The sequence below is a fragment of the Streptomyces sp. NPDC008121 genome (assembly GCF_042957155.1).
Classification (GTDB): Bacteria; Actinomycetota; Actinomycetes; order Streptomycetales; family Streptomycetaceae; genus Streptomyces.
The window spans coordinates 79,919-104,620 of record NZ_JBIBHT010000009.1 but is presented as its reverse complement, the minus strand read 5'-3'; the positions used below and the strand labels follow the sequence as shown (position 1 = coordinate 104,620).

Here is a 24,702-nt window from a genome sequence, read left to right as displayed (position 1 = left end):
GGGGCTCAGAACTGGAGGGACTTGGTCTGGAGGTACTCGGCGAGTCCATGGGCGCCGAGTTCGCGGCCGACGCCCGACTGCTTGTAACCGCCGAAGGGCGCCAGCGGGTTGAAGCGGCCGCCGTTGATGTCGACCTGGCCGGTCTCCATCCGGCGGGCGAAGGAGACGGCCCGCTCCTGCTCTCCCCAGACGGCGCCGGCGAGGCCGTAGACGGTCCCGTTGGCGATCGCGAGGGCGTCGTCCTCGTCCTCGTACCGGAGGATCGAGACGACCGGGCCGAAGATCTCCTCCTGCGCGATGGTCATCTCGGGGGTGACGTCGGCGAAGACGGTCGGGGAGACGTAGTAGCCGGTCTCCCGCGGGGCGTCGGGGCCGCCGGCGACGATCCGGGCACCCTCCTCGACGCCCTGCTCGATGTAGCCGCGGACACGCTCCCGCTGCTTGGCGTTGACGAGCGGTCCGACGCGTTCGCCGGGGACGTAGGCGGCGACGGCCTCGGCGGCGAGGGAGACGGCCTCGTCGTACTGGTCGGTGTGGACCAGCATCCGGGTCCACGCGCTGCACGTCTGGCCGGAGTTGGACATGACGTTGGCGATGCCGACGGTGACCGCCTTGCGGAGGTCGGCGCCGGGCAGGATGACGTTCGCCGACTTGCCGCCGAGCTCCAGCGCGACCCGCTTGACGGCTCCGGCGGCGGTGGCGCCGATCCGCTTGCCGACGGCGGTCGAGCCGGTGAAGGAGACCAGGTCGACGTCGGCGTGCTCGGCCAGCGCCTGGCCGGCGACCGGGCCGAGGCCGGTGACCAGGTTGAACACCCCGGCCGGGACACCGGCGTCGTGGACGGCCTCGGCGAAGAGCTGGGCGGTCAGCGGGGTGTCCTCGGCGGGCTTGAGGACGACGGTGCAGCCGGCGGCGAGCGCGGGGGCGACCTTGGCGACGATCTGGTGGAGGGGGTAGTTCCACGGGGTGATCGCGCCGACCACACCGACCGGCTCGGAGTAGACGGTGGAGTTGCCGACCTTCTCCTCGAAGGGGTGGGTGGCGGCCAGCTCGGCGTAGGAGCCGGCGACGGCGATCGGCAGTCCGGTGTGGACCGCGGCCGCGAGCTTGGGCGGGGCGCCCAGCTCGGCCGTGACCGTGGCGGCGATCTCCTCGGCGCGGGCGGCGAGCGCGTCGCGCAGGGCGCCGAGGCGGGAGGCGCGCTCGGCCGGCGGGGTGGCGGCCCAGGCGGGCAGGGCCGCGCGGGCGGCGCGCACGGCGGCGTCGACGTCCTCGGCGGTGCCCGCGGGGACCCGGGCGATGACCTGCTCGTCCGCGGGATCGATCACCGGGATGGTGTCCGTGGAGGAGGCGGGGCGCCACTCCCCGCCGATGTACATCGCGTCGTGGGCCTTCATCCGCTGTCTCCTCACGTGACCGACCGGGCGCCGTCCGAACCCAAACTAGCGCTGATAGTTTTGCGGCGCCAGGGCCCCCGGACGTGCGCCGCGTCTCAACGGCGGAAGGCGGCCGCGCGGAAGGCCGCCCTGCGGAAGGCGGCCCTGCGGGAGGCCGGCCTGCGTGGCCGGTCAGAAGTCGGCGAGGGTCGGCTCGTCAAGGCGCGCCACGGATTCCTGCGCGAAGCGCCGTTCGTACACGTCCCTGATCCGCTCGATCCGCGGGTCACGGACCGTGGCCTCGGCGGCCGGGTAGAGCAGGATCAGCTCGTACGAACGCTCCCGCTCGATGGTGCCGTTCCCGTCCCGCCACTGGCCACGGCCCTCCTGCACCGTCAGGCCGCCGGGGAAGGCGGGCGTCACCTCCGTGTCCACGAAGGCCATGAACTGCCGGTCGGTCACGTCCGCTCCCCCGTCGGGGCGTTCGGTCCCGAAGAAGAGCCGGGTCTCCACGTACGGCTTGCCCCGGCTCTTCGGCGTCCCGGCGGTGACGGCGTCCGGCGCCGTGACCGTGGCGGTCGTGGCGGCGGCCGGGGCCGCCCCCCGCGTCCCGTCGAGCGTGGCGTACGCGGTGGGCGCGGCGGCGACGAGCAGCAGCCCGGCGACACAGGCGGCCACACGGCCGCGGGTGGTGGTGAACGGGCGGTGGGTCATGGGCCTCTCCCTGGGTCGTGGCGCCACGGGCGTGGTGTGCGCGCCGGCGGTGTGCGCGGGCGCGCGGAGGCGCCGACGGGCGCGCGCCGGGTGGCGCGGCCCGCCGGCTTCCGGCGTGACGCGGTCAGATCTCCTTGTCGAGATCGGTGAGGTGGGCGTAGACGACGACGTTCGACTCGTACCCCTTCTTCGGGTCGAACGAGCCTCCGCAGGTGAGCAGCCGCAGCTCGGGGCGGCCCCGGGACCCGTACACCTCCTTGTCCGGGAAACCGGCCTTGGTGTACGTACGGACCTTGTCCACCGTGAACACGGCGACGCGGCCGTCGGCCCGGGCGACGCGGACGGTGTTGCCGGGGCTGAGCACGTTGAGGTTGAGGAAGATGGCGGGCCCGCTGCGGGTGTCGCGGTGGCCGACGACCACCGCCGTGCCGCGTTCGCCCGGGGTGGGGCCGCCGCGGTACCAGCCGACGACGCGGGGGTTGTCGACCGGCGGGGTGGCGAGCCGGCCGGCGCCGTCGAGGCCCAGGTCGACGACCGGTGCCTCGATGGTGATCGCGGGGACGGCGAGACTGGTGGGTCGCGAGCGCCCCAGGGGCGCGGGCGGCGACCCGGGGCCCGCCTCCGCCGCGGGTTTCGGCTTGGCCGCGGCGGTGCCCGGCGACCTGCCGGGAGCCTTGCTCGCGGGCGGGTTGGGGGGCTTGGCCGCGGGCTGCGGCCGTGCCCCTGCCGCCGGCTCGACGGCGGGCTTCGGCCGGGACGGAGGCTCGGGCGCGGGATCGGGGGGCGCCTTCGGCTTCTGGTCGGCGTGGAGCCCGGTTACGGCCGGGGCGGCAGCGGACGCCGCCGCCCCGTGCGCGGCCGGGGCGGCCGCGATCGGTGGGCCCGACGGTTCCCCGTCCTGGGCCCACCAGATGCCGCCGACGACCAGTGACAGGGCCACCACCACCGTCCGGGCGAGCCGGAGGAGGCGCCGCTGCCTGCGCGTGTAGCGGGACCTACGCGGCGCCATCGGTGCGGCGGCGCGACCGACGGAGACGGACGAGGATCAGTCCGGCCGTGCCGGCGAGACCCGCGGCCAGTGCCGTGCCGACGCCGAAGGCGGAGCTCTCGTCGCCGGCGAGTTCGGCGCTGCCGCCACCGCCCGCTCCGACGGGACCCTGCGGGGGCCTGCCCTGGTGGCCGTTGCCGCCGCCGTTGTCGCCGGGTCGGTGGTTGTCGCCGTTGGAGCCGGGGCGGTGGTTGTCGCCGTTGCCGCCCTGGCCGCCGTTCGGGCCGTCGAGGAAGTCGGCGCAGTCGACCTTGAAGATCTTGCTCTTCTTGGCGCCCAGCTGACCGGCCCAGGTCCACTCGACCTTGTACGTGCCGTCGCCGAGCTCCAGGTCAGGAGTGAAGCCGTTGCCCTCGGAATCGATGGTGATCGCACCGCTCCTGACAACGCCACCCCGCGGCGGCTGCGGCGAGATCGTCCAGCTCAGGGACTGGAGCCCGTCGAAGCTGAGGGCGGCGAAGTAGAAGGTGCAGACCTTGGGCTCGTGGCGCTGGTCGTTCTCGGGGCTGCGGGGCGGCTCGTCGGGGCGCCCGGCGTGGTGGACCTTCACGTCGCCGTTGTCGCCGGGGGCGGCGACGGCGGCGGGCGCACCGGCCAGGGCCGCGGCACCGAGAGCGAGGGTCGCGACGGCTGTGGAGAGAAGGGGGCGGACAGCCTGAGCGGTCATGCGGGGGTTCCTCCAGTCATGAAGACGGTCGGATGAATCAACCGATAATCTGACTATCTGTCATTACGAGGAAGCGGAGAGTGGCCGCAACGCCGCGACACTCCCCGACATTCACTCCCCCGGCGCAAGCACGCTCACGGCCCGTGACGGCTGACCGGGACCTGCGCCCCGCGCCGGGCCCCGGCCCCCACTTCCCCGGCCCCCGCCTCCCGTCCCCTGTCTAGACGGTTCCGAAGAGGATCCCCGCCCCGAGGACCACCAGCGAGGTCAGCGCGGCCCACTTGACCGTGAACTTCGTGTGGTCGCCGAACTCGACCTTCGCCATGCCGACCAGGACGTACACCGCCGGCACGAGCGGGCTCGACATGTGCAGGGCCTGTCCGGCGAGCGAGGCGCGGGCGATCTCCAGCGGCGAGACCCCGTGGGCGGCGCCCGCCTCGGCCAGGACCGGGAGCACGCCGAAGTAGAAGCCGTCGTTCGACATGAAGTACGTGAGCGGCAGGCTGAGCACGCCCGTGACCAGCGCCATGTGCGGGCCCATGGCGTCGGGGATCGCCCCGACGAGCCAGTCCGCCATGTGCTCGACCATGCCGGTGCCGGTGAGGACGCCGGTGAAGACGGCCGCCGCGAACACCATGCCGGAGACGTTGAGGACGTTGTCGGCGTGCGCCGCGATCCGGGCCTTCTGCTCCGCCATCTTGGGGTAGTTGACGCTCAGCGCCAGCGCGGCCCCGATCAGGAAGAGCACCGGAATCGGCAGGAGTTCGAGGATCATCGCGGCGAGCAGGGCCACGGTGAGCGAGGCGTTGAACCAGTACAGCCGGGGGCGCAGCGTCGGGCGGTTCGGGTCGAGCCCCTGGAAGCCGTCCTCGCCCGTCCCTCCCACCGCCGGGGAGGCACCGGCACCGGCGCCGTCCGTGCCACCGGAGGCACCGGTACCGGCGCCGTCCGTACCACCGGAGGCACCGGCCCCATCCGTACCGCCGGAGGCACCGGCCCCGTCCGTACCGCCGCCGGTCGTGACCAGGACCGTCTCGGGCTCCGTCACCAGCGCCTCGTCCAGGGTGAGGTAGCCGATCCGGTTCCGCTCGCGGCGGCCGAGGACGTACGCGAGGACGAAGACGAAGAGCAGACCGGCGCCGAGGGCCGGGATCATCGGCACGAAGATGTCGGCCGCGTCGAGCTTGAGCGCGGTGGCGGCGCGGGCGGTGGGGCCGCCCCACGGCAGGGTGTTCATGACGCCGTTGGCGGTGGCGGCGACGCCGGTCATGACGACCAGGCTCATCCCGAGCCGCTTGTAGAGCGGATACATGGCGGAGACGGTGATCATGAAGGTGGTGGAGCCGTCGCCGTCGAGCGAGACGATCGCGGCCAGCACCGCCGTACCGACCACGACCCGGACGGGGTCCGCCTTGCAGAAGCGCAGGATGCCCCGGACGATCGGGTCGAAGAGCCCCACGTCGATCATCACGCCGAAGTAGACGATCGCGAACATCAGCATCGCCGCGGTGGGCGCGAGCTTGCCGACACCGTCGAGGACGAAGTCGCCGAGCTGCGCGCCCTGCCCGACGAGGACACAGAACAGCGCGGGGATCAGGACGAGCGCCGCGATCGGCGACATCCTCTTCATCATGATCAGGACCAGAAAGGTCGCGATCATGGCGAAGCCGAGGACGGTCAGCATGGAGGACACCTCACGTTCACCTTCGAACTCCCACCGGGAGGACTCCACCGGTGCGGCGGTCCGGATGACGTTAGGTGCCCCCTTCCGCCGTTAACAAGATGTCGACGCGTGAGCAATACGAGCAAAAGCCCAGGTCACGGCGGGAGCGCTACGTACGGGTGTCACGGCAGGGGTGTCACGGCGACGGGGAAGCCGTTGAGCACGGCGGTGCCCGAGAGGGGGTCCAGCCGGGAGCCGTCGAGGAGCTGGTTGACGTTGACGCCCGGGCGGGCGGCGGCGACGGCGAGCCGGGTGCCGGGGCGGTCGTGGCCCCAGCCGTGCGGCAGGCTGACCACCCCGGTCCGCACGGTGTCGGTGATCTCCACCTCGACGTCCAGGGCGCCGCCCTCGGCGGTGACGCGGGCGGGCTTCCCGTCGGCGAGCCCGAGCCGGTCGGCGTCCCGCGGGTGGACCTGGAGGGTGCACCGGTTCGATCCGCCGTTGAGGGAGGGGACGTTGTGCAGCCAGCTGTTGTTGGAGCGCAGGTGGCGGCGGCCGACGAGCACGAGCCCGTCCCGGCCGGCGTCCAGGGCCGCTCGCAGCCGGGGCAGGTCGGCGGCGAGGGGCGGCGGGAGCAGTTCGACGCACCCGCTGCGGGTCTTGAGGAGATGCGGCAGGCGGGGCCGCAGCGGACCGAGGTCGACCCCGTGCGGCTGCCGGCGGAGCGCGTCGAGGGTGAGGTCGTACGGTCCGAGGCGGAGCATCAGGTCCAGGCGCCGCTCGGCCCCCGTGGCGCCGGTGAGCAGGGCGGCCTGTTCCCGCGGGTCGGCGCCGAACAGCGGCGAGTGCTCCTGGGTGACGGCCTTGGCGAGGGCGGTGTCGACGGCGAGGTCGTCGACGGCGGAGGGCGGGGCTCCATGCATGCCGGAGACGGCGAGGATCAGCCGGGCGTGGATCTCGCACTCGTCCATGCGCCCCTCCTCCAGGGGGACGGCGGCCGGGGTGAAGCGCGCCTGATTACGGACGGCGAAGCCGTTGAAGGCGAAGTCGAAGTGCGCGCTCTGGGAGGGCGGCGGCGGGGGCAGGACGACATCGGCGTGGCGCGTGGTCTCGTTGAGGTAGGGGTCGACGGCGACCATGAAGTCGAGGGCGCCGAGGGCCGCGTCGAGGCGCTGTCCGTCGGGGGCGGACAGGACGGGGTTGGCGGCGATGGTGACGACGGCCCGGATCCGCCCCTCGCCCTCCGTCTCGATCTCCTCGGCGAGGGCGGCCGTCGGCAGTTCGCCCTTGGCCTCGGGGTGGCCGGAGACCCTGCTGGCCCAGCGGCCGAGCGCGAAGCCCTTGCCGGGTCCCGCGGGCCGGGGCGCGGGAGCGGTGGCGGACAGCGGGAAGAGCGCCCCGCCGGGGCGGTCGAGGTTGCCGGTGAGGACGTTGAGGACGTCGACGAGCCAGCTGGCGAGCGTTCCGTACGCGACGGTGGAGCTGCCGATGCGTCCGTAGACGGCCGCCGAGGGCGCGGCGGCGAGTTCGCGGGCGACCGCGCGGATGGTGGCGGCGTCCAGGTCGCAGGCGTCCGCGACGGCCTCGGGGCTGAACTCCGCGAGCGCGGCGCGGACTTCCTCGACGCCTTCCACGTGCCCGTCGAGCGCGCCGAGGTCGGTGAGGTCCTCGGCGAAGAGGGTGTGGGTGAGCGCGGCGAGGAAGAGCGCGTCGGTGCCGGGGCGGATGGCGAGGTGCCGGTCGGCGAGGGCGGCCGTGCGGGTGCGTCGGGGGTCGACGACGGTGAGGGTGCCGCCGCGCTTGCGCAGCGCCTTGAGCTTGCCGGGGAAGTCGGGGGCGGTGCACAGACTCCCGTTGGACTCCAGGGGGTTGGCGCCGAGCATCAGCAGATGGGCGGTGCGGTCCAGGTCCGGCACGGGGACGGCGAAGGGGTCGCCGAAGAGCAGCCCGCTGGAGACGTGCTTGGGCATCTGGTCGAGCGTGGAGGCGGTGAAGAGGTTCCTGGTCCCGAGCGCGCCGATCAGCAGGGGCGGGTAGAGGGCGCCGGCCATGGTGTGGACGTTGGGGTTGCCGAGGACGATGCCCACCGCCTGTGGCCCGTACTCCTCCACCAGCGGCCGGATCCGGGCGGCGATGAGGTCGAACGCCTCCTCCCACGAGGCGTCCCTGAGGACCCCGTCCGTACGGACGAGCGGGCCCTTGAGCCGGTCGGGGTCGGCGTCGACCTCGGCGAACGAGGCGCCCTTGGGGCAGATGAAGCCCTGGCTGAACACGTCGTCGCGGTCGCCGCGCGCTCCGGTGACCCGGGGCCCGTCGAGGGTCAGCGTCAGCCCGCAGGTGGCTTCGCAGAGGGGACAGATGCGCAGGGCCGTGGACATGGAGGTCTCCCTGGGGCGTCGGCGGGTGCCGCCGAGCATACCGACCGGTAGGGATGAAGGGGAGGGGTTCCGCGAGCGGCCTGGACGCGGGGCGGGGGCGGGAGCGGGGGGCCGTTACGCGAGCGAGGGGGGTTACGCGAGGGAGGGGGCGAGGTAGGCGTGCAGGAGCTCGCGGGTCTCGGCGATGAGGGCCGGGTCGCCGGTGGGGCCGACGCGGAAGGCGAGGTGGAGGAGGGCGTCCGTGGCCTCGACGCCGACCAGGACCTTGCGGCGCAGGGCCTCGTCGGCGGGGCGGTCGAGGGTGGCCGCCAGCAGGGCGCAGAGCCGGTCGGCGACCAGGTGGTTGGGGTCCTCGTCGCCGGGTTCGCCGGGGCTGGGGACGCCGAAGTCGACCAGGGCGAAGCCGGGCACGGACCGCTTCATGGCGATGTACTCGTCGAGGACGGTGTCGATGGCCCGGCGGGCGTCGACGGCCGGGAGGGCGGCGAGGCGGGCGGTGATGCGCTCGGCGTACCGGTCGAGGTTGCGGTGGGCGAGGGCGGCGGCCATGGCGCGCTTGTTGCCGAAGAAGCGGTAGACCGAGCCGATGGGGACGCCCGCGCGGAGGGCGACGGCCCGGGTGCTCAGCTGTTCGTAGCCGGTCTCGTCGAGGAGTTCGGCGCAGGCGTCGAGGATCCGGGCGAGGCGGTCGGCGCTGCGCTGCTGGACGGGCGCGCGACGCAGGGCGGGCTGGGCGGGCCGGTCGGGCGGACTGGGCTGGGGCACGGGGACCATGATGCCGTTCCGCGCCGGGTCAGGCGATGAGGAGGCCGATACCGCCGAGGGTGTACACGATCATCAGCGCGAAGAGGGGAAGCTGCCCGGCCAGTGCCCGGGCGGGCGGGAAGAGTCGCACGGCGCGGTCGTGGGCGGCGATGACGCCGAGGACGTGGCCGGTGACGACGGCGACGACCTGGAGGGTGGCGAGGCCGCCGGGACCCAGCGGTGGGGCGGGCGAGGGGGCGTTGTCAGTGCCCGCTGCCATCATGACGGTACGTGGTCCTTCGGTGACCAGGAGTGTGAAGTAGTGGGCGACGAGATAGCCGAGCGCGATCGGCAGGAGGGAGTGGGCGAAGGACGAGAGGGGGTGGGTGAGTTCGGGGGACATCAGGCGCAGGGCGCCGGCGCAGAGGCCGTAGAGGGCGGCGACGAGGGCGACGGCGGCGAGCAGTCCGAGGGTGGCGGTGAGGGTGGGGCCGAGTGGCGAGGTCTGGAGGGTGGTGAGCCAGCGGGGGTGGTCGGAGAGGCCGTCGTAGGCGGTGGAGCCGAGGAGGACGCAGACGGTGGCGACGAGGCCGGGGGCCTGGGGGGTGGAGTCGAGGCCGTCGAAAGGGGAGCGCAGGACGAGTCGGCCGTCGGCGCGGCGGCCGAGCGGGGAGAGCCGGGCGAGGAGGGAGGAGTAGAGCTCGAAGGGGTCGGCCCGGGCGAACCACCGCTCGCCGTATCGGGCGGCGCCGAGGAGTTGGACGGCGGTGAGGACCGCGAGGAAGGTCAGGAGGGTGGGGGTGGACGTGGGGTCGGGGGCGGCGAGTTCGAGCCAGGCGAAGGCGAGGAGTCCGGCGGCGGCCGGCCGGGTGCCGAGCCGGGCGGGCACCGGGTGGGGGTCCCCGGTGGGGCGGAGCGGGCGGAGGAGGGAGTGGAGCGCGCGCAGGGGGTTGAGGAGGCGCCAGACGGGTCCGAGGAGCAGGGAGGCGGGGACGAGTCCGACCCAGAGCAGGACGTAGACGGCGCCGGGGGCGGGGTTGCGGTCGGGGTCGTCCGGGCCGAGGAGGAGATGGAGGAGGACGGTGATCGCGGCCGCCAGGCCGAGGGCGCGCAGGGCGGTGCGGGTGGCCGGGGCGTCCGCGAGGCGCTGGAGGGCGGCGGGCAGGGGGCGGCCGGCGCGGTCGCCGCGGAACCGGGAGGTGGACCAGAGCAGGCCGAGGGCGAGGAAGGAGACGAGGAGGGCGGTGAAGGCGCCGGCGTAGGCGTAGAAGGGCGAGAGGGGCAGGTCGTGCTGGGCGCCGACGCCGTGCGCGAGGGCAGTCATCGGACGAGGAGTTGGGTCAGCACGAGTCCGGACTCGTGGGTCTCGACCTCGAAGAGGCCGGTGCGGTCGACGGTGAGGGTGAGGGAGGCGGGGCGGCCCGCGGGGAGCGGGAGTTCGCGGTCGTAGCCGTGGACGTGGAGGGTGTCGGCGCGGTCGCTGGTGACGCGGAGGGTGAGGCGCTCGCCCTTCTTCAAGGAGACGCGGGAGGGAGGGGGTTGTACGGACGTGCCGTCGACGCGGATGTCCACGGTCCGGCCGGCGGGCGGGTCGGGGGCGGCCGTGGGGGCGGTGGAGGCGGTGGTCGGGGCGAAGCCGGCCGTGGCCTGGACCGGCCTGCCGTCGACGGCCCAGACGGTGTGGTCGTCGGCGTGGAGCCGGACGGTGAGGCTCCGGGCACCGGGCGGAACGTGGTGCCAGGGGCCGTAGGCGCGGGCGGCCTCCCGGCCGTCGACGAGCAGCCGGGCGTATCCCCTGCCCGGGACGGCGGCGCCGCCGACGCTCTCCGGGGTGAACCGGAACCTCTCCACGGCCAGGTGGACGTTCCAGCCCCCCTCGGAGTCGGGCCGCACCTCCAGCCGCACGCCCGGCGCCCTCCCGGCCGGCGCCTCCCGCAGCCGGTGCCCTGCCTCGTCCTTCGCCGCGAGCAGCGTGCCACTGCCCGCGGTGGCCTCCTGGTGCCCGGTCCCCGGCTTGTGATGCGTGGTGGCCCGCCCCCCGCACCCGGCGACGAGAAGAACGGCGAGAACCGCGACCAGCACCGGCCGGCCCGCCCACCGGCCCGCCCACTGGACGAACCACCGCCGCGGCCCGGACCGGCGGACGCGCGGGGCGCCGTCGCCGGCCGGGGCGGGGGCGGCGCCAACGTGGGCGGGGGCCCCGGCGACGGCGAGCCCGACCGGCCCGGACCCGGGCGGAACGGGCCCCACCGGCGCGGACCCTGCCGACGCGCGCGCGAGCGGAACGGACCCGACCGGAAAGCGCGACCCCTGGCCCGCCGGTTCGCGCTGCCCGCCGGTCGTCTCGGGGCGGGTCATTCGGTCGCCTCCGCGCCCGAGCGGGGTGCCCCGGCCGCGGGGTCGTCCCGGCGCGAGCGAGGTGGCCCGACGACCGGGGTGCCGTGGGCGGGCTCCGGCCGGAGGGCGTCGCCGTCCCGGCCGTCCGGCCGCGTGCCCTCCGTCCTCTTCCCCGTGGCGGGGCCGGAGGCCGCAGGGCGGGTGGAGAGGGTGGCGGACCAGAGGATCCAGGCCACGGCCAGGAGGGTGCGGAGCCAGGCGGGGCTGAGGGGGATCCAGGGGATCATGAGGACGGCCTTGTCGAAGGCGTCGAGGAGGGTCAGGGCGCCCAGGGTGAGGGTGGTCCAGGCGAAGGCGGGGCGGGCCGGGCGCAGGGTGAGGCCGAGGGCCGTCCACCAGGCGCCGGTCAGGAGGAGGGCCAGGGCGGGCAGGGGCCCGGAGGCCAGGCCCAGGGTCGAGCCGGCGACGTCGAGGGCGAGGCCCACGAGGCCGAGGAGGGTCGCCGCGCCCGCCAGGCGGCTGCCCCGCAGCCTGCGCCACCACAGGGCCCCGCCCACCAGCGCGAGGACCACCGCGGACCCCAGGGCGAGCTGGGTCTCGACGCGCTGGACGCCCCGGGCGCCGTACCAGTCGCAGCCCGCCGGAAGCCGTCGCGTCTGGACGTCGTAGTCGGCGCAGACCAGCAGATGGGCGAGCTTGGACGGTTCGCCGACGAGCCGGTCGGTGTTCCCCGAGACCTCGCCCCGGCGCGCCCCGCACTCGGGCAGGGTGCCCGGGGTGGAGGCGCCGGTGCCGGCCTGCCAGCAGTTCCCGCCGCCCTGGCCGTCCCACCACACGTCGGTGCGGTTGGGTCGGGAGGCGCCCGACCGGTCGACGCCCAGGTGGTTGCCCGCGTAGCGGTTGTGGTGGGAGGTGTCGGTCTGCTTGCCCCAGGCCGACTCGCCCCGGATGAAGGCGGGGACGGCGCTCAGGAAGAAGGCGGCGCGCTGGTGCCCGTACACCCAGTTGTTCTCGTAGAGGTTCCAGTTCCCGCCGGCGGTGATGATGCCGGTGCCCGGGGGCATGGAGATCTGCGGGCAGACGACGCCCTGTTCGTAGCCGCGCTCGACGGGCGGCGCGGCGCAGGTGCCGTCGGCGACGTACCGGTAGTAGTTCTGGTTGTTGTCGTGGATGAGGTTCCGCTCGAAGCGGGCGTGGTTCTGCGGCAGTCCGGGGTGGCCGGGGAAGGCCGAGTCCATGGAGGCGCCGCCCATGTTGTGGTCGAACTCGTTGTCGTGGACCCAGACCGAGTCACCGGCCGTGCCGGAGTAGCCGACCATGTTGTGGTGGCTGCGGCAGCCGGTGATCTCGATGGAGTAGCGGGGGACGTCGTAGCCGCGGCCGTTGTTGATGTCGGAGGCCGAGCCGGGGTAGATGCCGGAGTCGCCGTTGCCGTACGACTCGCAGTTCTTGTAGAGGCCGTGGTCGGAGGCGAAGGTCAGGAAGCCGTACTCGTCGTTCCATCGGGTCAGGACGTCGTCGATGACGAAGCCGTCGGCGGCGAGGACGTACAGCGAGTTGAAGGTGGTGCGCTGCGCGGTGAAGTTCCGGAAGTAGATGCCGTCGGAGCGGTCGGCGCGCACGGCGTTGAGCTTGGTGTAGGCGGCGTCGACGACGACGTCGAGGCGGGAGGCTCCGGTGCCCTCGATCTGGAGGTCCTTCTTGCCGAGGACGGCGACCAGGTTCTGGTTGTGCGGGCACCGCCGCTGCTGTTCGTACGACAGGATCTGGTAGCCGAGCGAGGAGCGGGGCGCGTCCAGGGAGGCGCAGGCGCCGGTCGGCGTGGCGCGGGAGGGCTCCTCCTCGTACAGGCCGGGCAGCACGGCGATGGTCATGCCGGGGCGGTCGACGGCGTCGACGGCGTCCTGGAGGTGGCGGTGTCCCCCGCCGGGGCCGCCCCGCGCGCAGCGGGCGAAGAGGGCGAGGTTGCGGGCCTTCAGCGCGGCGGGGAAGCGGGCGATCCGCCGGTCGAAGTCGGCCCGGTCGGTCTTGCAGACCAGGAGGTCGGGCTCCCCCGTGCGCAGGACCGGCACGCTGCCGGAGCCGTCGGGGAAGGTGACGGGCCGTTCCTCGTGGGCCTGGGCCCCCGGGGCGGCGAGGAGGGAGGCGGCGAGCGCCGCCAGGACGACCGAGAGCGTGAGGAGGAGCCTGCGGGTCCACGACATGCGCTGGAGAGTAGAGCAATGTTCATGTTTTGGAACCCCTCGTGCACGGACTTCGTCCCACTCCCGCCGCGGTGCACCGTTGACGCGAGCGGGGGCGGAATCCTACGGTCATGCATAGGATTCTTTGAGGGCAGAGGACAGGAGCGCGCGATGACCACGGAGAGCACCGAGCGGGCGAGAAAGACGGCCGAGGGGCTTCGGTACACCACCGGCTTCGGCAACGAGCACAGCTCGGAGGCGGTCCCCGGCGCGCTGCCGCACGGCCGGAACTCGCCGCAGCGGGCGCCGCTGGGCCTGTACGCGGAGCAGCTGAGCGGGAGCGCGTTCACCGAGCCGCGCGCGCACAACCGCCGCTCGTGGCTGTACCGGATCCGTCCCTCGGCCGCGCATCCGCCGCTCGCCCGGGTCGGCAACGGCGCCGTACGCTCCGCGCCCTTCACCGAGACCGTGCCGGACCCCAACCGGCTGCGCTGGAACCCGCTGCCCGACCCGGCCGAGGGCACGGACTGGCTCGCCGGCCTCTGGACGCTCGGCGGCAACGGGGACGCGACCCAGCGCACCGGCATGGCCGTGCACCTCTACCACGCCAACGCCTCCATGGACCGCGTCTTCAGCGACGCGGACGGGGAGCTGCTGATCGTCCCCGAACGCGGCGGCCTCCTCCTCCGGACGGAGCTGGGCCTGCTCTCCGCCGGTCCCGGCGAGGTCGCGCTGATCCCCCGCGGGGTCCGCTTCCGCGTGGAGCTGCTCGACGAGAGCGCCCGCGGTTACGTCTGCGAGAACTACGGCGCACCCTTCCAGCTCCCCGACCTCGGCCCGATCGGCGCCAACGGGCTCGCCCACGCCCGCGACTTCCGTGCGCCCGTCGCCGCCTACGAGGACGTCGAGGGCCCGGTCGAGGTCGTCAACAAGTACTGCGGCAACCTCTGGTCGGCGACGTACGGCCACTCACCGCTCGACGTCGTCGCCTGGCACGGCAACCACACCCCGTACGTCTACGACCTGCACCGCTTCAACGTCATCGGGACGATCTCCTACGATCACCCGGACCCGTCGATCTTCACGGTGCTGACCTCGCCCTCCGACACCCCCGGTCTCGCGGGCGTCGACTTCGTGGTGTTCGCCCCGCGCTGGCTGGTCGGCGAGGACACCTTCCGCCCGCCGTACTTCCACCGCAACGTGATGAGCGAGTACATGGGCCTGATCGAGGGCGCGTACGACGCCAAGGCGGAGGGGTTCGTGCCGGGCGGCGGCTCGCTGCACAACATGATGTCCGCGCACGGTCCCGACCGGGAGACCTTCGACCGGGCGAGCGCGGCCGAGCTGAAGCCGCAGAAGATCGACGACGGCCTGGCCTTCATGTTCGAGACCCGCTGGCCGCTCACCGCCACCGGCCAGGCCGCGAACGCCGACCATCTGCAGAGCGGTTACGACGACGTGTGGCAGGGTCTTGAGCGCCACTTCCGGTCGTAGTACGGAGAAAACCGTGACCGCCTTCGCTCCCGACTCACTGGTCCTGAACCGCAAGCTGCCGCTCTGGTACCAGGTCTCGCAGTCCCTGCGCGCCTCCATACTGGGCCGCACGCCCGACGCCTCGCTGCGGCTGCCCACCGAGGAGCAGCTCGCCGCCCATTACGGCGTGAGCGTGCTGACCATGCGGCAGGCTCTCAAGGAGCTGGAGGAGGAGGGGCTGATCAGCCGCCACCGGCGGCGGGGCACCTTCATCGAGCCGGGGGCGAGGCGGTCCACCCCGCGCCGGCTGCTCGGCTCGATCGACGCGATCGTGGCGCAGCAGTCGGGCGAGCTGACGACGGTCCTGGGCCACGGCGCCGAGCCCGTCCCCGGTGAGCTCGCCGAGTACTTCCCGAACGAGTCCGAGGTGATGGCCTATCGGCGGCTGCGCTGTGACGGGGAGAGCGGCGAGCCCACCAACTGGGCCCTGAACGCGGTCCGCCAGGATGTCGCGGCCCGGCTCGACCCGGCCGATCTGGAGCGCTGGCCGATGACGAAGGTGCTGCGGGACGTGGTCGGCGTCCGGATCAGCCGCATCACGGACACGGTCGAGGCCCGGCTCGCGGACCCGGAGACGGCGGGCCTGCTCCAGGTGCCGCTGCTCTCGCCGATCCTGCACTACACCGGGGTGACCTACGGCGAGGACGGGCGAGTGGTGGACGTGGCCCGCATCTTCTACCGGGGCGACCGGTTCTCCTTCACGGTGACGGTCGAGGCCCACTGACCATCCCGGCCCCCGCCCGGGCCGCACGCCCCGACGCGCTGGTGCGCCGCCGGGGGGCCGCTCACTAGGGCGTGTGTCGGAAGTAGCGTCGTCCGCCCGCAGGGCGGGGCCGGGGGCGTCTGGTGCGTGCGATCGCAAGGCGGAGGAAGGAGAGCGCAGCGGGCTGCGCCGACGACCGACAACGCAGCGAGCGTGCGTGCCAGACGTCCCCAGCCAGACGGGACTTTCGAAACACGCCCTAGCATGCGGCACGTGACGGACGAAGAACCCCCTGCGGACGAGGCGCCGCTGCTCGACGAGCTCATGCCGTGGTCCGTGGCGCCGTTGCGGCTCGGCCGGTCGTGGATCGTGGCCCCAGACGTCCGTACCCTGCGCGCTCGCTGGGACCGCCTGGTGGCGGCCGAGGGCGCGGAGCGCGAGCGGCTCTTTCGGTCCAGCAGGGCCCGCACGCCGTCGAGTTCGGTCGCCGCGCTTCCCGGGCAGCGGACCGGCACCGGCCGTCTCGCCCGTGAGTCGGGTCCGTGCCCGGCGCCCGTCCGTCTGGCGCACGGCCCGTTCGACGAGCAGTGGCTGATCCCGGACCACCGGCTGATCGACACCGCCCGGCCCGAGCTGTGGCGGGTGGCCGACGCCCACCAGCTGTTCGCGGTGGAGCAGGGTTACGTCCCCGCTCCGGGGCCGGGCGGCGGCCCCGCGCTGCTGGTGACCGCGGCTCTGCCCGACGGCCGCTCCCCCGCCGGCCGTCCGGGCCGGATCCGCCCGCTCTTCCGCCGCCCCGGCGGCCGGGAGCCGAACGTGGCGCCCGGTCTGCTGGCGCTGCTGGGCGAGCGGTACGGGCACGAGGTCGCCGCCGAGGAGCTGCTGGCCTGGGCCGTGGCGGCGGCCCGTCCCTCCCCCGTGGGGCCCAGGGTGCCGCTGCCCCGGGACCGGGCCGTCTGGGTCCGTGGCGTGGAGCTGGGCCGGCTGCTCACCGGCGTCCAGCTGCGGGGTGCCCGGGGCGGCGAGAAGCCCCGGCTGCCGGGGGGCTGCCGGCCGTACGTACGGGCGGCGATCCCGGCCCGGCCGACGACGCCGGTGTACGACCCCGAGGAGGAGGTGCTGGAGCTCGACGGGGGGCGGATCTCCCCGGTGCCGGCCGAGGCGTGGGAGTTCCGGGTCGGTGGCGTGCGGATGCTGGAGCAGTGGTGCGCGCACCGGACGGCGCCGGCCGAGCCGGGGACCCTGGAGGCGATCGGTCCGGCGGCCTGGCCCCAGGAGTGGACCTCGGAGCTGCTCGAACTGATCACGGTCCTCGCGCTGCTGGCCCGGCACGAGCCGGAGCGTGCCTCCCTCGCCGCGGCCCCCTCGCTGACCCGCGCCGACCTGCGGGCGGCCGCCGTGCTGCCCGTGCCGCAGGGTGCGCGGAGCCCCGCGTCCGTCCTGGACCACCAGGAGGAGGGCCCCGAGGGCCAGTTCGCGCTCCTGTAGGCGGGCGATGTCCGACGCTTCCCCCGGGTGGCCTGCGTGGGCGCGGTGACATGTCCCGCAGTGACAAGGGCGGTGTCCACCGGGTAGGCAGAGCTGTCATGAGCACTCAGCCACTCCCCCTGGAGGGGATCACGGTCGTCGCGGTCGAGCAGGCCGTCGCCGCGCCCTTCGCCACCCGTCAGCTCGCCGATCTCGGCGCCCGGGTGGTGAAGATCGAGCGGCCCGACGGCGGGGACTTCGCGCGCGGCTACGACACGGCGGCCCGCGGGCTCGCCTCGCACTTCGTGTGGTGCAACCGTGGCAAGGAGTCGGTCGCGCTCGATCTGAAGCAGCCGCGGGGCCTCGCGCTCGCCAGCCGTCTGGTGGCCGGCGCCGACGTCTTCGTACAGAACCTGGCGCAGGGCGCGGCGGCCCGTCTCGGCCTGGACGCGGCCACGCTGTGCGCCGCCCACCCCCGGCTGATCGCGGTGGACGTCTCGGGGTACGGGCCGGGCGGGCCGTACGCGCAGAAGCGGGCGTACGACATGCTCGTGCAGTGCGAGGCGGGGCTCGTGTCGGTGACCGGGACCGAGGAACGGCCGGTCAAGTCGGGGATCCCGGCGGCCGACATCGCGGCGGGGATGTACGCGTACGCGGGTGTCCTCGCCGCGCTGGTGCGGCGCGGGACCACGGGCCGGGGCGGGCCGGTGGAGGTGTCCCTGCTCGACTCGCTGGCGGAGTGGATGGGGCATCCCCTGCACCACGGGATGCACGGGGGCACGGCCCCGGCGCGCACGGGTCTGGCGCACGCCGTCATCGCGCCGTACGACGCCTATCCGACGGCGGACGGGAGCCTGGTGCTGCTGTCCGTGCAGAACGACCGGGAGTGGCGGCGGCTCGCCACGCGGGTCCTGGGCCGGCCCGAGCTGGCGGAGGATCCGGCGTTCGCCACGAACACGGCCCGGGTGGCGGGACGGGCGGAGACGGACGCGGTGGTCGCCGCCGCGCTGGCGCCGCTGACGGCGGCGGAGGCGTTGGACCGGCTGGACGCGGCGGGCATCGCCTGTGCCCGTCTGAATACGGTGGCGGATCTGGCCGGCCATCCGCAGCTGGCGGCGCGCGACCGCTGGCGGTCCGTGGACTCGCCGGTGGGGCCGCTGCGTGCGCTGCTGCCGCCGGTCGTCTTCCCGGACGGTCCTGACCCCCGGATGGACCGGATCCCCGCCCTGGGCGAGGACACGGAGAGGGTGTTGGGGGAGCTGGGGGTCACTGCGGCCGAGCTGCGGGGGTTGCGCGGGGACGGGGTCGTGGCGTGACGGGGGGTGACGGTCTCGGAGCGGTCGGGGCGGGTGGCCGGGCACCGGGGTGTCCGATCACCGTCTTCGGGGTTGCGCCCAACCGCTCCCGGACATGCCCCCGGACGGTGTCGGGGGGAGGAACGTCTGCCCGCAACCCTTTCGCGGGGCCTCCGGAGTCGTCCGGAGGCTCAGCCCCGGCTGCCGAAGAGCGAGCGGCGCAGTCGGCGCAGGGGTGCGAAGAGCGAGACGCGCGCGCTCTTGCTGCGTCGGCTGTGCGCGAGGTCACGGGTCGTCAGTTCACGCATCAGCAGCGTCGCCTCGGCCGCCTCGCGCTGGGGCACGGCGGGACCGCCGAGCACCGCGAGATGGCGGTCGAGCCGCGAACTGGTCGCGTTGTTCCCGCATGTGATGGCAGGCACTCGCGGCCTGCTGCGCATTGCTATCTGTTCCATGTCACTCCCCACCCTAACGAGGGCACCCGGCCCGGGCAGGTTAACCCTATCGCCCCACCGTCACACCCGTGTATCCCGGCGGCAGGATTCACCACACTCGTACGGGGGTTGACGGTTACCGTCTGAATCCATCTGATTCCAGGGCGAGTTGGACAGCGATCGAACACCTGCCGAACTGTCACGAACCATCCTGCACGCAAGGGCCTCGGCCATGGTCATCCGGCGGGCTGTGATCTCCACCACCAAGATCACCGCCCGCTGGTTCCGTGGAGTTCGAAATACCCCGGACGGGGGCAGAAATGCACCACCGGGCCGACAACGGACAGGGGAACGCGCCATGACCGTGATCGCGGGGCGGTACCGGCTGCTGGACATCCTGGGCGAGGGCGGGATGGGGACCGTCTGGCGCGCCAGGGACGAGGCGCTCGGCCGCGAGGTCGCCGTCAAGGAGGTCCGCGCCCCCGCGGGCCTCCCCGCGGGCGAGGAGAGCCGGCTGTACGCCCGGCTGGAGCGGGAGGCCTGGGCGGCCGCCCGGGTCTCGCACCGGAACGTGGTGACGGTGTACGACGTGGCGACCGAGCACGGCCGCCCATGGATCGTGATGGAGCTGATCCGCGGGCTCACCCTTTCGGACGTCCTGGACGCGGAGGGTCCTATGCCGCCGCGCCGTGCGGCGCACATCGGCGCCGAGGTCCTGGCCGCGCTGCGAGCCGCCCACGCGGCGGGGGTGCTGCACCGGGACGTGAAGCCGGTCAACGTCCTGATGGGCAACGACGGCCGGGTGGTGCTGACCGACTTCGGGATCGCGACGGTGGACGGCGCCTCGACCCTCACCGTGCCCGGGGAGCTCGTCGGATCCCCCGAATTCCTGGCTCCCGAGCGCGCGTTGGGCGAGAGACCCGGCCCGGCCTCCGATCTGTGGTCGCTCGGGGTGCTGCTGTACGCCGCGGTGGAGGGCAATTCCCCCTTCCGCCAGGACACGCCGCTGAGCACCCTGCGGGCGGTGGTGGACGAGGAGCTTCCGCCGCCACGCCTGGCGGGTCCCCTCGGGCCGGTGATCGAGGGGCTGCTGCGGAAGGACCCCCGGGAGCGGCTGTCCGCGGCGGAGGCCGAACGGCAGCTGCGCCTGGTGGGCGCGGGCGGTTCGCCGCGTACGGAGCCGGTACGGGCGGCGTACGGCCCGGTCGGCCCGACCGTCTCCTCGTCGGCCTCCCCGTCCTCCTCCTTCGGCGGGACAGGGCGCCCGTCGGCCGCCGGGGCCCCGGGGTCCGGCGCCGGCGAGCGGAGGCCGGGCCGCCCGGGGGTGCTGCTCGCCGCCGGCATCGTCCTCCTGCTGATCGCCGGGGGGTTGCTGGCGTACGCGCTGCTCCGGGCCGAGCGGCCGGGCGGTGGCACGGGGGCCGGGGCGGGCGCGGGCGCCACGAGCGGTGACCCGGGACTCACCCCGCCGCCGGCGCGCACGACGGGTGCCCCGGGCGGCTCCCCCGGCACGGCCACCATGACGACGACCACGACCGTGACCACCGCGACCACGACCGTGACCGCCACGCCGCCGGCGCAGACGGTTCTCGTGTACGTGACAGCCGTGCGCGGCAGTTACACCGGGCCGTGCCCGCCGCCGGCCGCCGAGGCCCCGTCCTTCACGGCCACGGTCGCGGTGGGGCGTACGCCCGCCTCGGTGGAGTACCGCTGGGCGACGGAGAGCGGGGAGAGTTCCACGGGTGCCTGGCGGAGGCTGGAGTTCGCGGCCGGCGGTCCGCCGCAGCGGAGGGTCGGCCACACCGAGCCGGCGCACCGCGCGGACGGGGCGCGGCGGGACCGGATCCGGGTGGAGGTCCGGGCCCCGGTCGAGGTCCGGTCGAACTGGGTGCGGACCTCCGTGACGTGCGAGGAGGCGACCCCGTCGGGCGGGGCCGCCTCCTCGGACGGGGTGCTTACGCCACGGCCCTGAAGGCGGGCAGGTAGCCGCCGGACTGGCCGGAGGCGGTGGGGTGGTACGACTCGCCGATGTTGAGCCAGTTGACGCTGTGCAGCCAGGCCGAACCGGAGCAGATCTCGTGTCCGGTGAAGGCGGGGACGACGCTCGCGAAGGTGTAGCCGTGGTCGGCCGCGCGCTTGGCGGTGGCGGCGTTGAGGTGGTCGGAACCGCCGTTGATGGCGCGCCGCTCGTTCTCGCTCAGTCCGGCGACGCAGCTGCCGCCGATCTTGTAGAAGCGGGGGTAGCCGAGGACCACGACGCGGGCGTTGGGGGCCTTGGCTCTGATGGCCGAATACACCGCGTCGAGGCGCCCGGGGAGGGTGGTGTCGACATAGCTCTTGGCTTGATTCACCCGGTTGATGCATGTGGCCTCCGACTGGAGGACGCAGGTGGTCATGACGTCGGCGAAGCCCGCGTCATTGCCGCCGATGCTGAGGGAGACCAGGTCGGTGGCGGCGGAGAGGGGTCCGAGCTGTCCGCTCGTGACATCACCCGTTCGGGCGCCCGAGCACGCGGTGAAGGCGAACGACGAGGGTGAGTTGGCGTTCGCCCAGAGGACGGGGAAGGCGCGGGTGGAGCGCTTGCAGTCGCCACTGGCGCTGTCGTAACTCCCGGCTCCGACACCGGAGGAGTACGAGTCGCCGAGTGCCACGTAGTCGACGGCGGCGGCTTCGGCCGCCTGGGCGTTCCCCGCGCCGGTCAGGGCGAGGACGGCGCCGAGCAGGAGCGAGGACGAGATGGCCGCGAATCGGGACAGTTTCATGGAACCTCCCTGTAGCAGTACCTCTGCGTTACTAGGTAGTAGCAGCGCATGCGGCCAGCTGGAAGTGTCCATGCCAAGAACATTTGGCGAGATCTCCCCGACACCCCGTCACCCACCGTCGTGATCAGGCCATCTGGCGGGTCGTCCGCCGGGCCCCCCGCCCGCCCGGTGCCGGGCCGACAGGCTCCCGGGGCGGAGCCGCGCCCGCGACCCGCGGACCGTCCCGTTCAAAACGCTGTGCGTTCCCTGCCCGATTGCCGGATCATGACCGCCATGTCTCTGACCCAGGCGGAGCCCGCCGAGCCGACCGACCCCCAGCGGGCGCTGCCGATCCGGCTCAACGTCGACGACAGCGACTCGCCCGCCGATGTCGTCGACGCGCTGTTCCTCGGCCGCTTCGCCACGGGCGAGCAGCCGCACTCCCACAGCACCACCCTGGACCGGGTCAAGCCCGCCGCGACCCTGCTGCCCGCAGGGGCGAAGGTGCTGCGCGCGGCCAAGGACGACGACCGCAGCGCCGTGCTCGCCGAGGGCGAGGGCTGGACGCTGCTGGTCAGCCGCTGGAACCGCGGCGCGGACGTCACCGTCACCGCGACCGGAGCGCACCTGGCGGAGCAGGTCCTCAAGGAGGCCACGGACGGCGCCAAGGACGAGCCGGAGCCCCAGCCGGAGAACGTGACGATGGGGTTCTGGTACGTCTCGCCCCGCCGCGGCCCGCACCGCACGACCCGTCAGATCAGCGCCGGTACGTGGGAGGAAATCCGGCCCAACTACACGGCGCCGGTGGCCACGGGGATGGACCGGCTGATGAAGGTCACCCCCGACGACATCGCGGGCCGGCTGCTGCTGCTCCACGGCCCGCCGGGCACGGGCAAGACGTCCGCACTGCGGACCCTGGCCCGATCGTGGCGGGACTGGTGCCAGGTGGACTGTGTCCTGGACCCCGAGCGGCTCTTCAACGACGTCGGGTATCTGATGGACATCGCCATCGGCGAGGACGAGGGCACGGCGAAGGGGCGGTGGCGACTGCTGCTCCTGGAGGACTGCGACGAGTTGATCCGCGGCGAGGCGAAGCACACCGCCGGCCAGGCGCTGTCGCGGCTGCTCAACCTCACGGACGGCCTCCTCGGCCAAGGCCGCAACGTCCTCGTCGGTGTCACCACCAACGAGGACCTGGAGCGGCTGCATCCGGCGGTGGTCCGCCCCGGGCGCTGCCTGGCCCGCATCGAGGTCGGGGGCCTGACCCGGAACGAAGCGGTGGCGTGGCTCGGCACGGAGGAGGGGATCGGCGCCGACGGCGCGACCCTGGCGGAGCTGTACGCGCTGCGGCGCGGCACGACCCCGGCCGGCGTCCCGGAGTCCCGCCGGCCGGACGCGGGGCTCTACCTCTAGGGCAGTGCCGGGGTGCGGCTGCACGTGCGGTACGCGGCGCGCGGGGGCGCGGCGCCCCAGGGTCCGGCCTCGCCTGCTGGGGCGCCGCGTCTCACGGGCGCTGCCTCACGTGCCGTACGCGGCCCGCAGGGCGTCCTCCACCGCCTTGGCCGCCGCCTCGCGGGTCAGGCCGAGCCGGTGGGCCTCCCCCGCGTACGACGCCGCCGCCGTCGCCGCCAGCCGTTCCGCCGCGTCGCCCGCCGCCGCGACGAACGTGCCGTGGCGGCCGCGCGTCTCGATGACGCCGTCCACCTCCAGCGCCTTGTACGCCTTGGCGACCGTGTTCGCCGCCAGTCCGAGGTCCTCCGCCAGCCCCCGTACCGTCGGCAGCTTGTAGCCGACCGGCAGGACGCCGGAGCGGGCGCGCTCCGCGATCTGGGCGCGGAGCTGTTCGTACGGGGCGGTCGGGGAGCCGGTGTTCACGGTGATTCGCAATGTCACCCGCTGATTCTGCCTCCGCCGGGCCCGAAAATGGGAGGCGGCCCCACCACCCGCGGCCGTAGCGTGCGGGCCCATGACTGTGATCGTGCGCGATGTCCGGCCCGAAGACGCGGAGGGCTTTGCCCAGGTGCGGCACGCGGCCCTGCCGTTCATGCTCGCCACCCCCGCGCAGGTGGCCTTCGACTGGGCCCATGCCCATCCCGACGCCCATGCGCGTCCCCTGGTCGCCGAGGTCGACGGGGAGATCATCGGCACCGCCCAGCTGCGCTACGCGCACGACGCCCCGGAGCCGGGGGTCGGTTCCGTCAACGTCTACGTCCACCCGGAGAGGCGGGGACTCGGGGCCGGGTCGCTCCTGCTGCGGGCCTCCGAGGAGCACCTCGCCGAGGTGGACGCCACCACGCTCTACAGCTGGGTGCTGGACGAGCCGCCGAACCGCGCCTTCGCCGAGCGGCACGGGTACGCCCCCCGCCGCTCCGCGCACTTCCTGCGGCTCGACCTGACCGCCGCCGGCCTGCCGCCGCTCCCGGAGACGTCCGCCGGGGTGGAGATCCGCACCGCCGCCGACTTCGCCGCCGATCCGCGGCCGCTGTTCGCGCTCGACGCGCTGACCACCGCGGACGAGCCGGGTGACGTGGGTGCCGAGCTGACCGACTACGCGCACTGGCTGGCGACCACCTGGAACCATCCCCTCTTCGACCCCGGCCTGACCACGGTCGCCGTGGTGGACGGCCGGCCCGTCGCGTTCAGCGCGGCCCAGACCGACGGCCGGGGGCGCTACAACTCCGCGATGACCGGCACCGATCCGGCGTTCCGGGGCCGGGGGCTCGCCAAGCTCGCCAAGACGCACTCCCTCCACCGGGCCCGGGCGGCCGGCTGCACGGAGGCGTTCACCGGGAACGACGCCGGCAACGCACCGATGCTGGCGATCAACACCTGGTTCGGCTACGAGGTCTGCGCGACGGAGGTCCGTCATGTCCGCACGCTCGGTTGAGGTGGTGCTGGTCAAGGCCGGGCGGACGAAGATCCGTTACCCGGCCGACGTCCTCGCCGACGACGGCACCCGGCTCACGGTCCGCGCCCCCTGGGCGGCGGAAGGGGTGCGGGACTTCGGCTTCGTACGGTTCGAGCCGGGCGACGTCTTCGTGGAGCACTACTGGCGCGACCGCTGGTACGCCGTCAAGGAGGTCCGTGACGGGGACGGCTCCCTCAAGGGGTGGTACTGCGACATCGCCCGGCCGGCCCTGATCGACGACGCGGGCGGCGAGGTGGTGGTCGAGGACCTCGACCTGGACCTGTGGGTGTCGGCGGACGGCAGCGAGGTGCTGCGGCTCGACGAGGACGAGTTCGAGGCGAGCGGGCTCGCCGTCCGTGACCCGGAGGCGGCGGAGTGCGCCGTCGTCGCCCTCGACGAGCTGGAGGTACTCGGACGCGAGGGCCTGGCGCAGCTGCTGCGGTAGCGCGCCCGCCGCGGCCCGGGGTGGGGGAACCGGGCCGCGGCGGGCGGCGGGGCGGGGGCGCCGCGA

General features: G+C 74.0%; 21 protein-coding genes. 8 read left to right on the top strand and 13 right to left on the bottom strand.

Annotated features, from left to right (window positions below):
- Positions 1-5 precede the first annotated feature (5 nt).
- From ACFZBD_RS27835 to ACFZBD_RS27790, 10 genes are all read right to left on the bottom strand, one after another.
- Complete coding sequence (locus ACFZBD_RS27835; protein WP_391144601.1) at positions 6-1,397, bottom strand: aldehyde dehydrogenase family protein; 1,392 nt, start codon at positions 1,395-1,397, stop codon at positions 6-8.
- A gap of 171 nt (positions 1,398-1,568) precedes the next feature.
- Complete coding sequence (locus ACFZBD_RS27830) at positions 1,569-2,090, bottom strand: DUF3574 domain-containing protein (protein WP_391144598.1); 522 nt, start codon at positions 2,088-2,090, stop codon at positions 1,569-1,571.
- A 124-nt stretch (positions 2,091-2,214) separates the two neighbouring features.
- Entirely contained in the window at positions 2,215-3,099 is an 885-nt protein-coding gene (locus ACFZBD_RS27825; protein ID WP_391144595.1) for a class F sortase, read from the bottom strand.
- Positions 3,086-3,805 (bottom strand): hypothetical protein, encoded by a 720-nt coding sequence (locus ACFZBD_RS27820; protein ID WP_391144593.1) that lies wholly within the window; start codon positions 3,803-3,805, stop codon positions 3,086-3,088. The genes ACFZBD_RS27825 and ACFZBD_RS27820 overlap by 14 nt, the downstream gene beginning before the upstream one ends.
- Before the next feature lie 220 nt (positions 3,806-4,025).
- The gene (locus ACFZBD_RS27815) at positions 4,026-5,489 is read right to left on the bottom strand and encodes a citrate:proton symporter (protein ID WP_391145319.1); all 1,464 of its coding nucleotides are present in this window, start codon (positions 5,487-5,489) and stop codon (positions 4,026-4,028) included.
- Between the two features lie 161 nt (positions 5,490-5,650).
- On the bottom strand, positions 5,651-7,846 hold the full coding sequence (locus ACFZBD_RS27810; protein WP_391144591.1) for a molybdopterin-dependent oxidoreductase: 2,196 nt from the start codon (positions 7,844-7,846) through the stop codon (positions 5,651-5,653).
- Between the two features lie 132 nt (positions 7,847-7,978).
- Positions 7,979-8,620: a TetR family transcriptional regulator gene (locus tag ACFZBD_RS27805; RefSeq protein ID WP_391144589.1), complete on the bottom strand. Its 642-nt coding sequence runs from the start codon at positions 8,618-8,620 to the stop codon at positions 7,979-7,981.
- Between the two features lie 19 nt (positions 8,621-8,639).
- Entirely contained in the window at positions 8,640-9,914 is a 1,275-nt protein-coding gene (locus ACFZBD_RS27800; RefSeq protein WP_391144587.1) for a hypothetical protein, read from the bottom strand.
- Positions 9,911-10,948 carry a hypothetical protein gene (locus ACFZBD_RS27795; RefSeq protein ID WP_391144584.1) on the bottom strand — a complete coding sequence of 346 codons (1,038 nt, stop codon included), beginning with the start codon at positions 10,946-10,948 and terminating at the stop codon, positions 9,911-9,913. The genes ACFZBD_RS27800 and ACFZBD_RS27795 overlap by 4 nt, the downstream gene beginning before the upstream one ends.
- On the bottom strand, positions 10,945-13,131 hold the full coding sequence (locus ACFZBD_RS27790) for a right-handed parallel beta-helix repeat-containing protein (protein WP_391144582.1): 2,187 nt from the start codon (positions 13,129-13,131) through the stop codon (positions 10,945-10,947). Before ACFZBD_RS27790 ends, ACFZBD_RS27795 begins: the two co-directional genes overlap by 4 nt.
- A 150-nt stretch (positions 13,132-13,281) precedes the next feature.
- Here ACFZBD_RS27790 and hmgA point away from each other — a divergent pair, with 150 nt between their 5' ends.
- From hmgA to ACFZBD_RS27770, 4 genes are all read left to right on the top strand, one after another.
- On the top strand, positions 13,282-14,604 hold the full coding sequence (gene hmgA / locus ACFZBD_RS27785; RefSeq protein ID WP_391144580.1) for a homogentisate 1,2-dioxygenase: 1,323 nt from the start codon (positions 13,282-13,284) through the stop codon (positions 14,602-14,604).
- 13 nt (positions 14,605-14,617) lie between these two features.
- Complete coding sequence (locus ACFZBD_RS27780) at positions 14,618-15,367, top strand: UTRA domain-containing protein (RefSeq protein ID WP_391144578.1); 750 nt, start codon at positions 14,618-14,620, stop codon at positions 15,365-15,367.
- A 243-nt stretch (positions 15,368-15,610) separates the two neighbouring features.
- A complete protein-coding gene (locus tag ACFZBD_RS27775; protein WP_391144574.1) occupies positions 15,611-16,834 on the top strand; it encodes a type ISP restriction/modification enzyme in 1,224 nt (407 codons plus the stop codon).
- 98 nt (positions 16,835-16,932) lie between these two features.
- On the top strand, positions 16,933-18,129 hold the full coding sequence (locus ACFZBD_RS27770; RefSeq protein WP_391144571.1) for a CoA transferase: 1,197 nt from the start codon (positions 16,933-16,935) through the stop codon (positions 18,127-18,129).
- A 170-nt stretch (positions 18,130-18,299) separates the two neighbouring features.
- Here ACFZBD_RS27770 and ACFZBD_RS27765 read toward each other — a convergent pair whose 3' ends face one another.
- Positions 18,300-18,563, bottom strand: a complete 264-nt coding sequence (locus ACFZBD_RS27765; RefSeq protein WP_391144569.1) for a hypothetical protein — start codon at positions 18,561-18,563, stop codon at positions 18,300-18,302.
- Positions 18,564-18,900: 337 nt separating this feature from the next.
- Here ACFZBD_RS27765 and ACFZBD_RS27760 point away from each other — a divergent pair, with 337 nt between their 5' ends.
- A complete protein-coding gene (locus ACFZBD_RS27760; RefSeq protein WP_391144567.1) occupies positions 18,901-20,514 on the top strand; it encodes a protein kinase in 1,614 nt (537 codons plus the stop codon).
- Here the strand turns inward: ACFZBD_RS27760 and ACFZBD_RS27755 are convergent.
- Positions 20,498-21,304: a GDSL-type esterase/lipase family protein gene (locus ACFZBD_RS27755; RefSeq protein WP_391144564.1), complete on the bottom strand. Its 807-nt coding sequence runs from the start codon at positions 21,302-21,304 to the stop codon at positions 20,498-20,500. The genes ACFZBD_RS27760 and ACFZBD_RS27755 overlap by 17 nt on opposite strands.
- Positions 21,305-21,568: 264 nt before the next feature.
- On the opposite strand from ACFZBD_RS27755, the gene ACFZBD_RS27750 reads away from it, so the two are divergent.
- Entirely contained in the window at positions 21,569-22,696 is a 1,128-nt protein-coding gene (locus ACFZBD_RS27750; protein ID WP_391144561.1) for a DUF5925 domain-containing protein, read from the top strand.
- Positions 22,697-22,801: 105 nt separating this feature from the next.
- On the opposite strand, the gene ACFZBD_RS27745 is transcribed toward ACFZBD_RS27750, so the two are convergent.
- The gene (locus ACFZBD_RS27745; protein ID WP_391144558.1) at positions 22,802-23,176 is read right to left on the bottom strand and encodes a GntR family transcriptional regulator; all 375 of its coding nucleotides are present in this window, start codon (positions 23,174-23,176) and stop codon (positions 22,802-22,804) included.
- 73 nt (positions 23,177-23,249) lie between these two features.
- On the opposite strand from ACFZBD_RS27745, the gene ACFZBD_RS27740 reads away from it, so the two are divergent.
- Positions 23,250-24,170, top strand: coding sequence for a GNAT family N-acetyltransferase (locus ACFZBD_RS27740; protein WP_391144555.1), 921 nt, complete (start codon positions 23,250-23,252; stop codon positions 24,168-24,170).
- Positions 24,151-24,636, top strand: a complete 486-nt coding sequence (locus tag ACFZBD_RS27735; protein WP_391144552.1) for a DUF402 domain-containing protein — start codon at positions 24,151-24,153, stop codon at positions 24,634-24,636. The genes ACFZBD_RS27740 and ACFZBD_RS27735 overlap by 20 nt, the downstream gene beginning before the upstream one ends.
- The last annotated feature ends 66 nt before the right edge of the window (positions 24,637-24,702 follow it).

Excerpts from the sequence above, each read along its gene's own strand:
- ACFZBD_RS27835 (WP_391144601.1), bottom strand. The coding sequence starts at position 1,397 with ATGAAGGCCCACGACGCGATGTACATCGGCGGGGAGTGGCGCCCCGCC.
- ACFZBD_RS27830 (WP_391144598.1), bottom strand. The coding sequence starts at position 2,090 with ATGACCCACCGCCCGTTCACCACCACCCGCGGCCGTGTGGCCGCCTGT.
- ACFZBD_RS27825 (WP_391144595.1), bottom strand. The coding sequence starts at position 3,099 with ATGGCGCCGCGTAGGTCCCGCTACACGCGCAGGCAGCGGCGCCTCCTC.
- ACFZBD_RS27820 (WP_391144593.1), bottom strand. The coding sequence starts at position 3,805 with ATGACCGCTCAGGCTGTCCGCCCCCTTCTCTCCACAGCCGTCGCGACC.
- ACFZBD_RS27815 (WP_391145319.1), bottom strand. The coding sequence starts at position 5,489 with ATGCTGACCGTCCTCGGCTTCGCCATGATCGCGACCTTTCTGGTCCTG.
- ACFZBD_RS27810 (WP_391144591.1), bottom strand. The coding sequence starts at position 7,846 with ATGTCCACGGCCCTGCGCATCTGTCCCCTCTGCGAAGCCACCTGCGGG.
- ACFZBD_RS27805 (WP_391144589.1), bottom strand. The coding sequence starts at position 8,620 with ATGGTCCCCGTGCCCCAGCCCAGTCCGCCCGACCGGCCCGCCCAGCCC.
- ACFZBD_RS27800 (WP_391144587.1), bottom strand. The coding sequence starts at position 9,914 with ATGACTGCCCTCGCGCACGGCGTCGGCGCCCAGCACGACCTGCCCCTC.
- ACFZBD_RS27795 (WP_391144584.1), bottom strand. The coding sequence starts at position 10,948 with ATGACCCGCCCCGAGACGACCGGCGGGCAGCGCGAACCGGCGGGCCAG.
- ACFZBD_RS27790 (WP_391144582.1), bottom strand. The coding sequence starts at position 13,131 with ATGTCGTGGACCCGCAGGCTCCTCCTCACGCTCTCGGTCGTCCTGGCG.
- hmgA (WP_391144580.1), top strand. The coding sequence starts at position 13,282 with ATGACCACGGAGAGCACCGAGCGGGCGAGAAAGACGGCCGAGGGGCTT.
- ACFZBD_RS27775 (WP_391144574.1), top strand. The coding sequence starts at position 15,611 with ATGCGGCACGTGACGGACGAAGAACCCCCTGCGGACGAGGCGCCGCTG.
- ACFZBD_RS27770 (WP_391144571.1), top strand. The coding sequence starts at position 16,933 with ATGAGCACTCAGCCACTCCCCCTGGAGGGGATCACGGTCGTCGCGGTC.
- ACFZBD_RS27765 (WP_391144569.1), bottom strand. The coding sequence starts at position 18,563 with ATGGAACAGATAGCAATGCGCAGCAGGCCGCGAGTGCCTGCCATCACA.
- ACFZBD_RS27760 (WP_391144567.1), top strand. The coding sequence starts at position 18,901 with ATGACCGTGATCGCGGGGCGGTACCGGCTGCTGGACATCCTGGGCGAG.
- ACFZBD_RS27755 (WP_391144564.1), bottom strand. The coding sequence starts at position 21,304 with ATGAAACTGTCCCGATTCGCGGCCATCTCGTCCTCGCTCCTGCTCGGC.
- ACFZBD_RS27750 (WP_391144561.1), top strand. The coding sequence starts at position 21,569 with ATGACCGCCATGTCTCTGACCCAGGCGGAGCCCGCCGAGCCGACCGAC.
- ACFZBD_RS27740 (WP_391144555.1), top strand. The coding sequence starts at position 23,250 with ATGACTGTGATCGTGCGCGATGTCCGGCCCGAAGACGCGGAGGGCTTT.
- ACFZBD_RS27735 (WP_391144552.1), top strand. The coding sequence starts at position 24,151 with ATGTCCGCACGCTCGGTTGAGGTGGTGCTGGTCAAGGCCGGGCGGACG.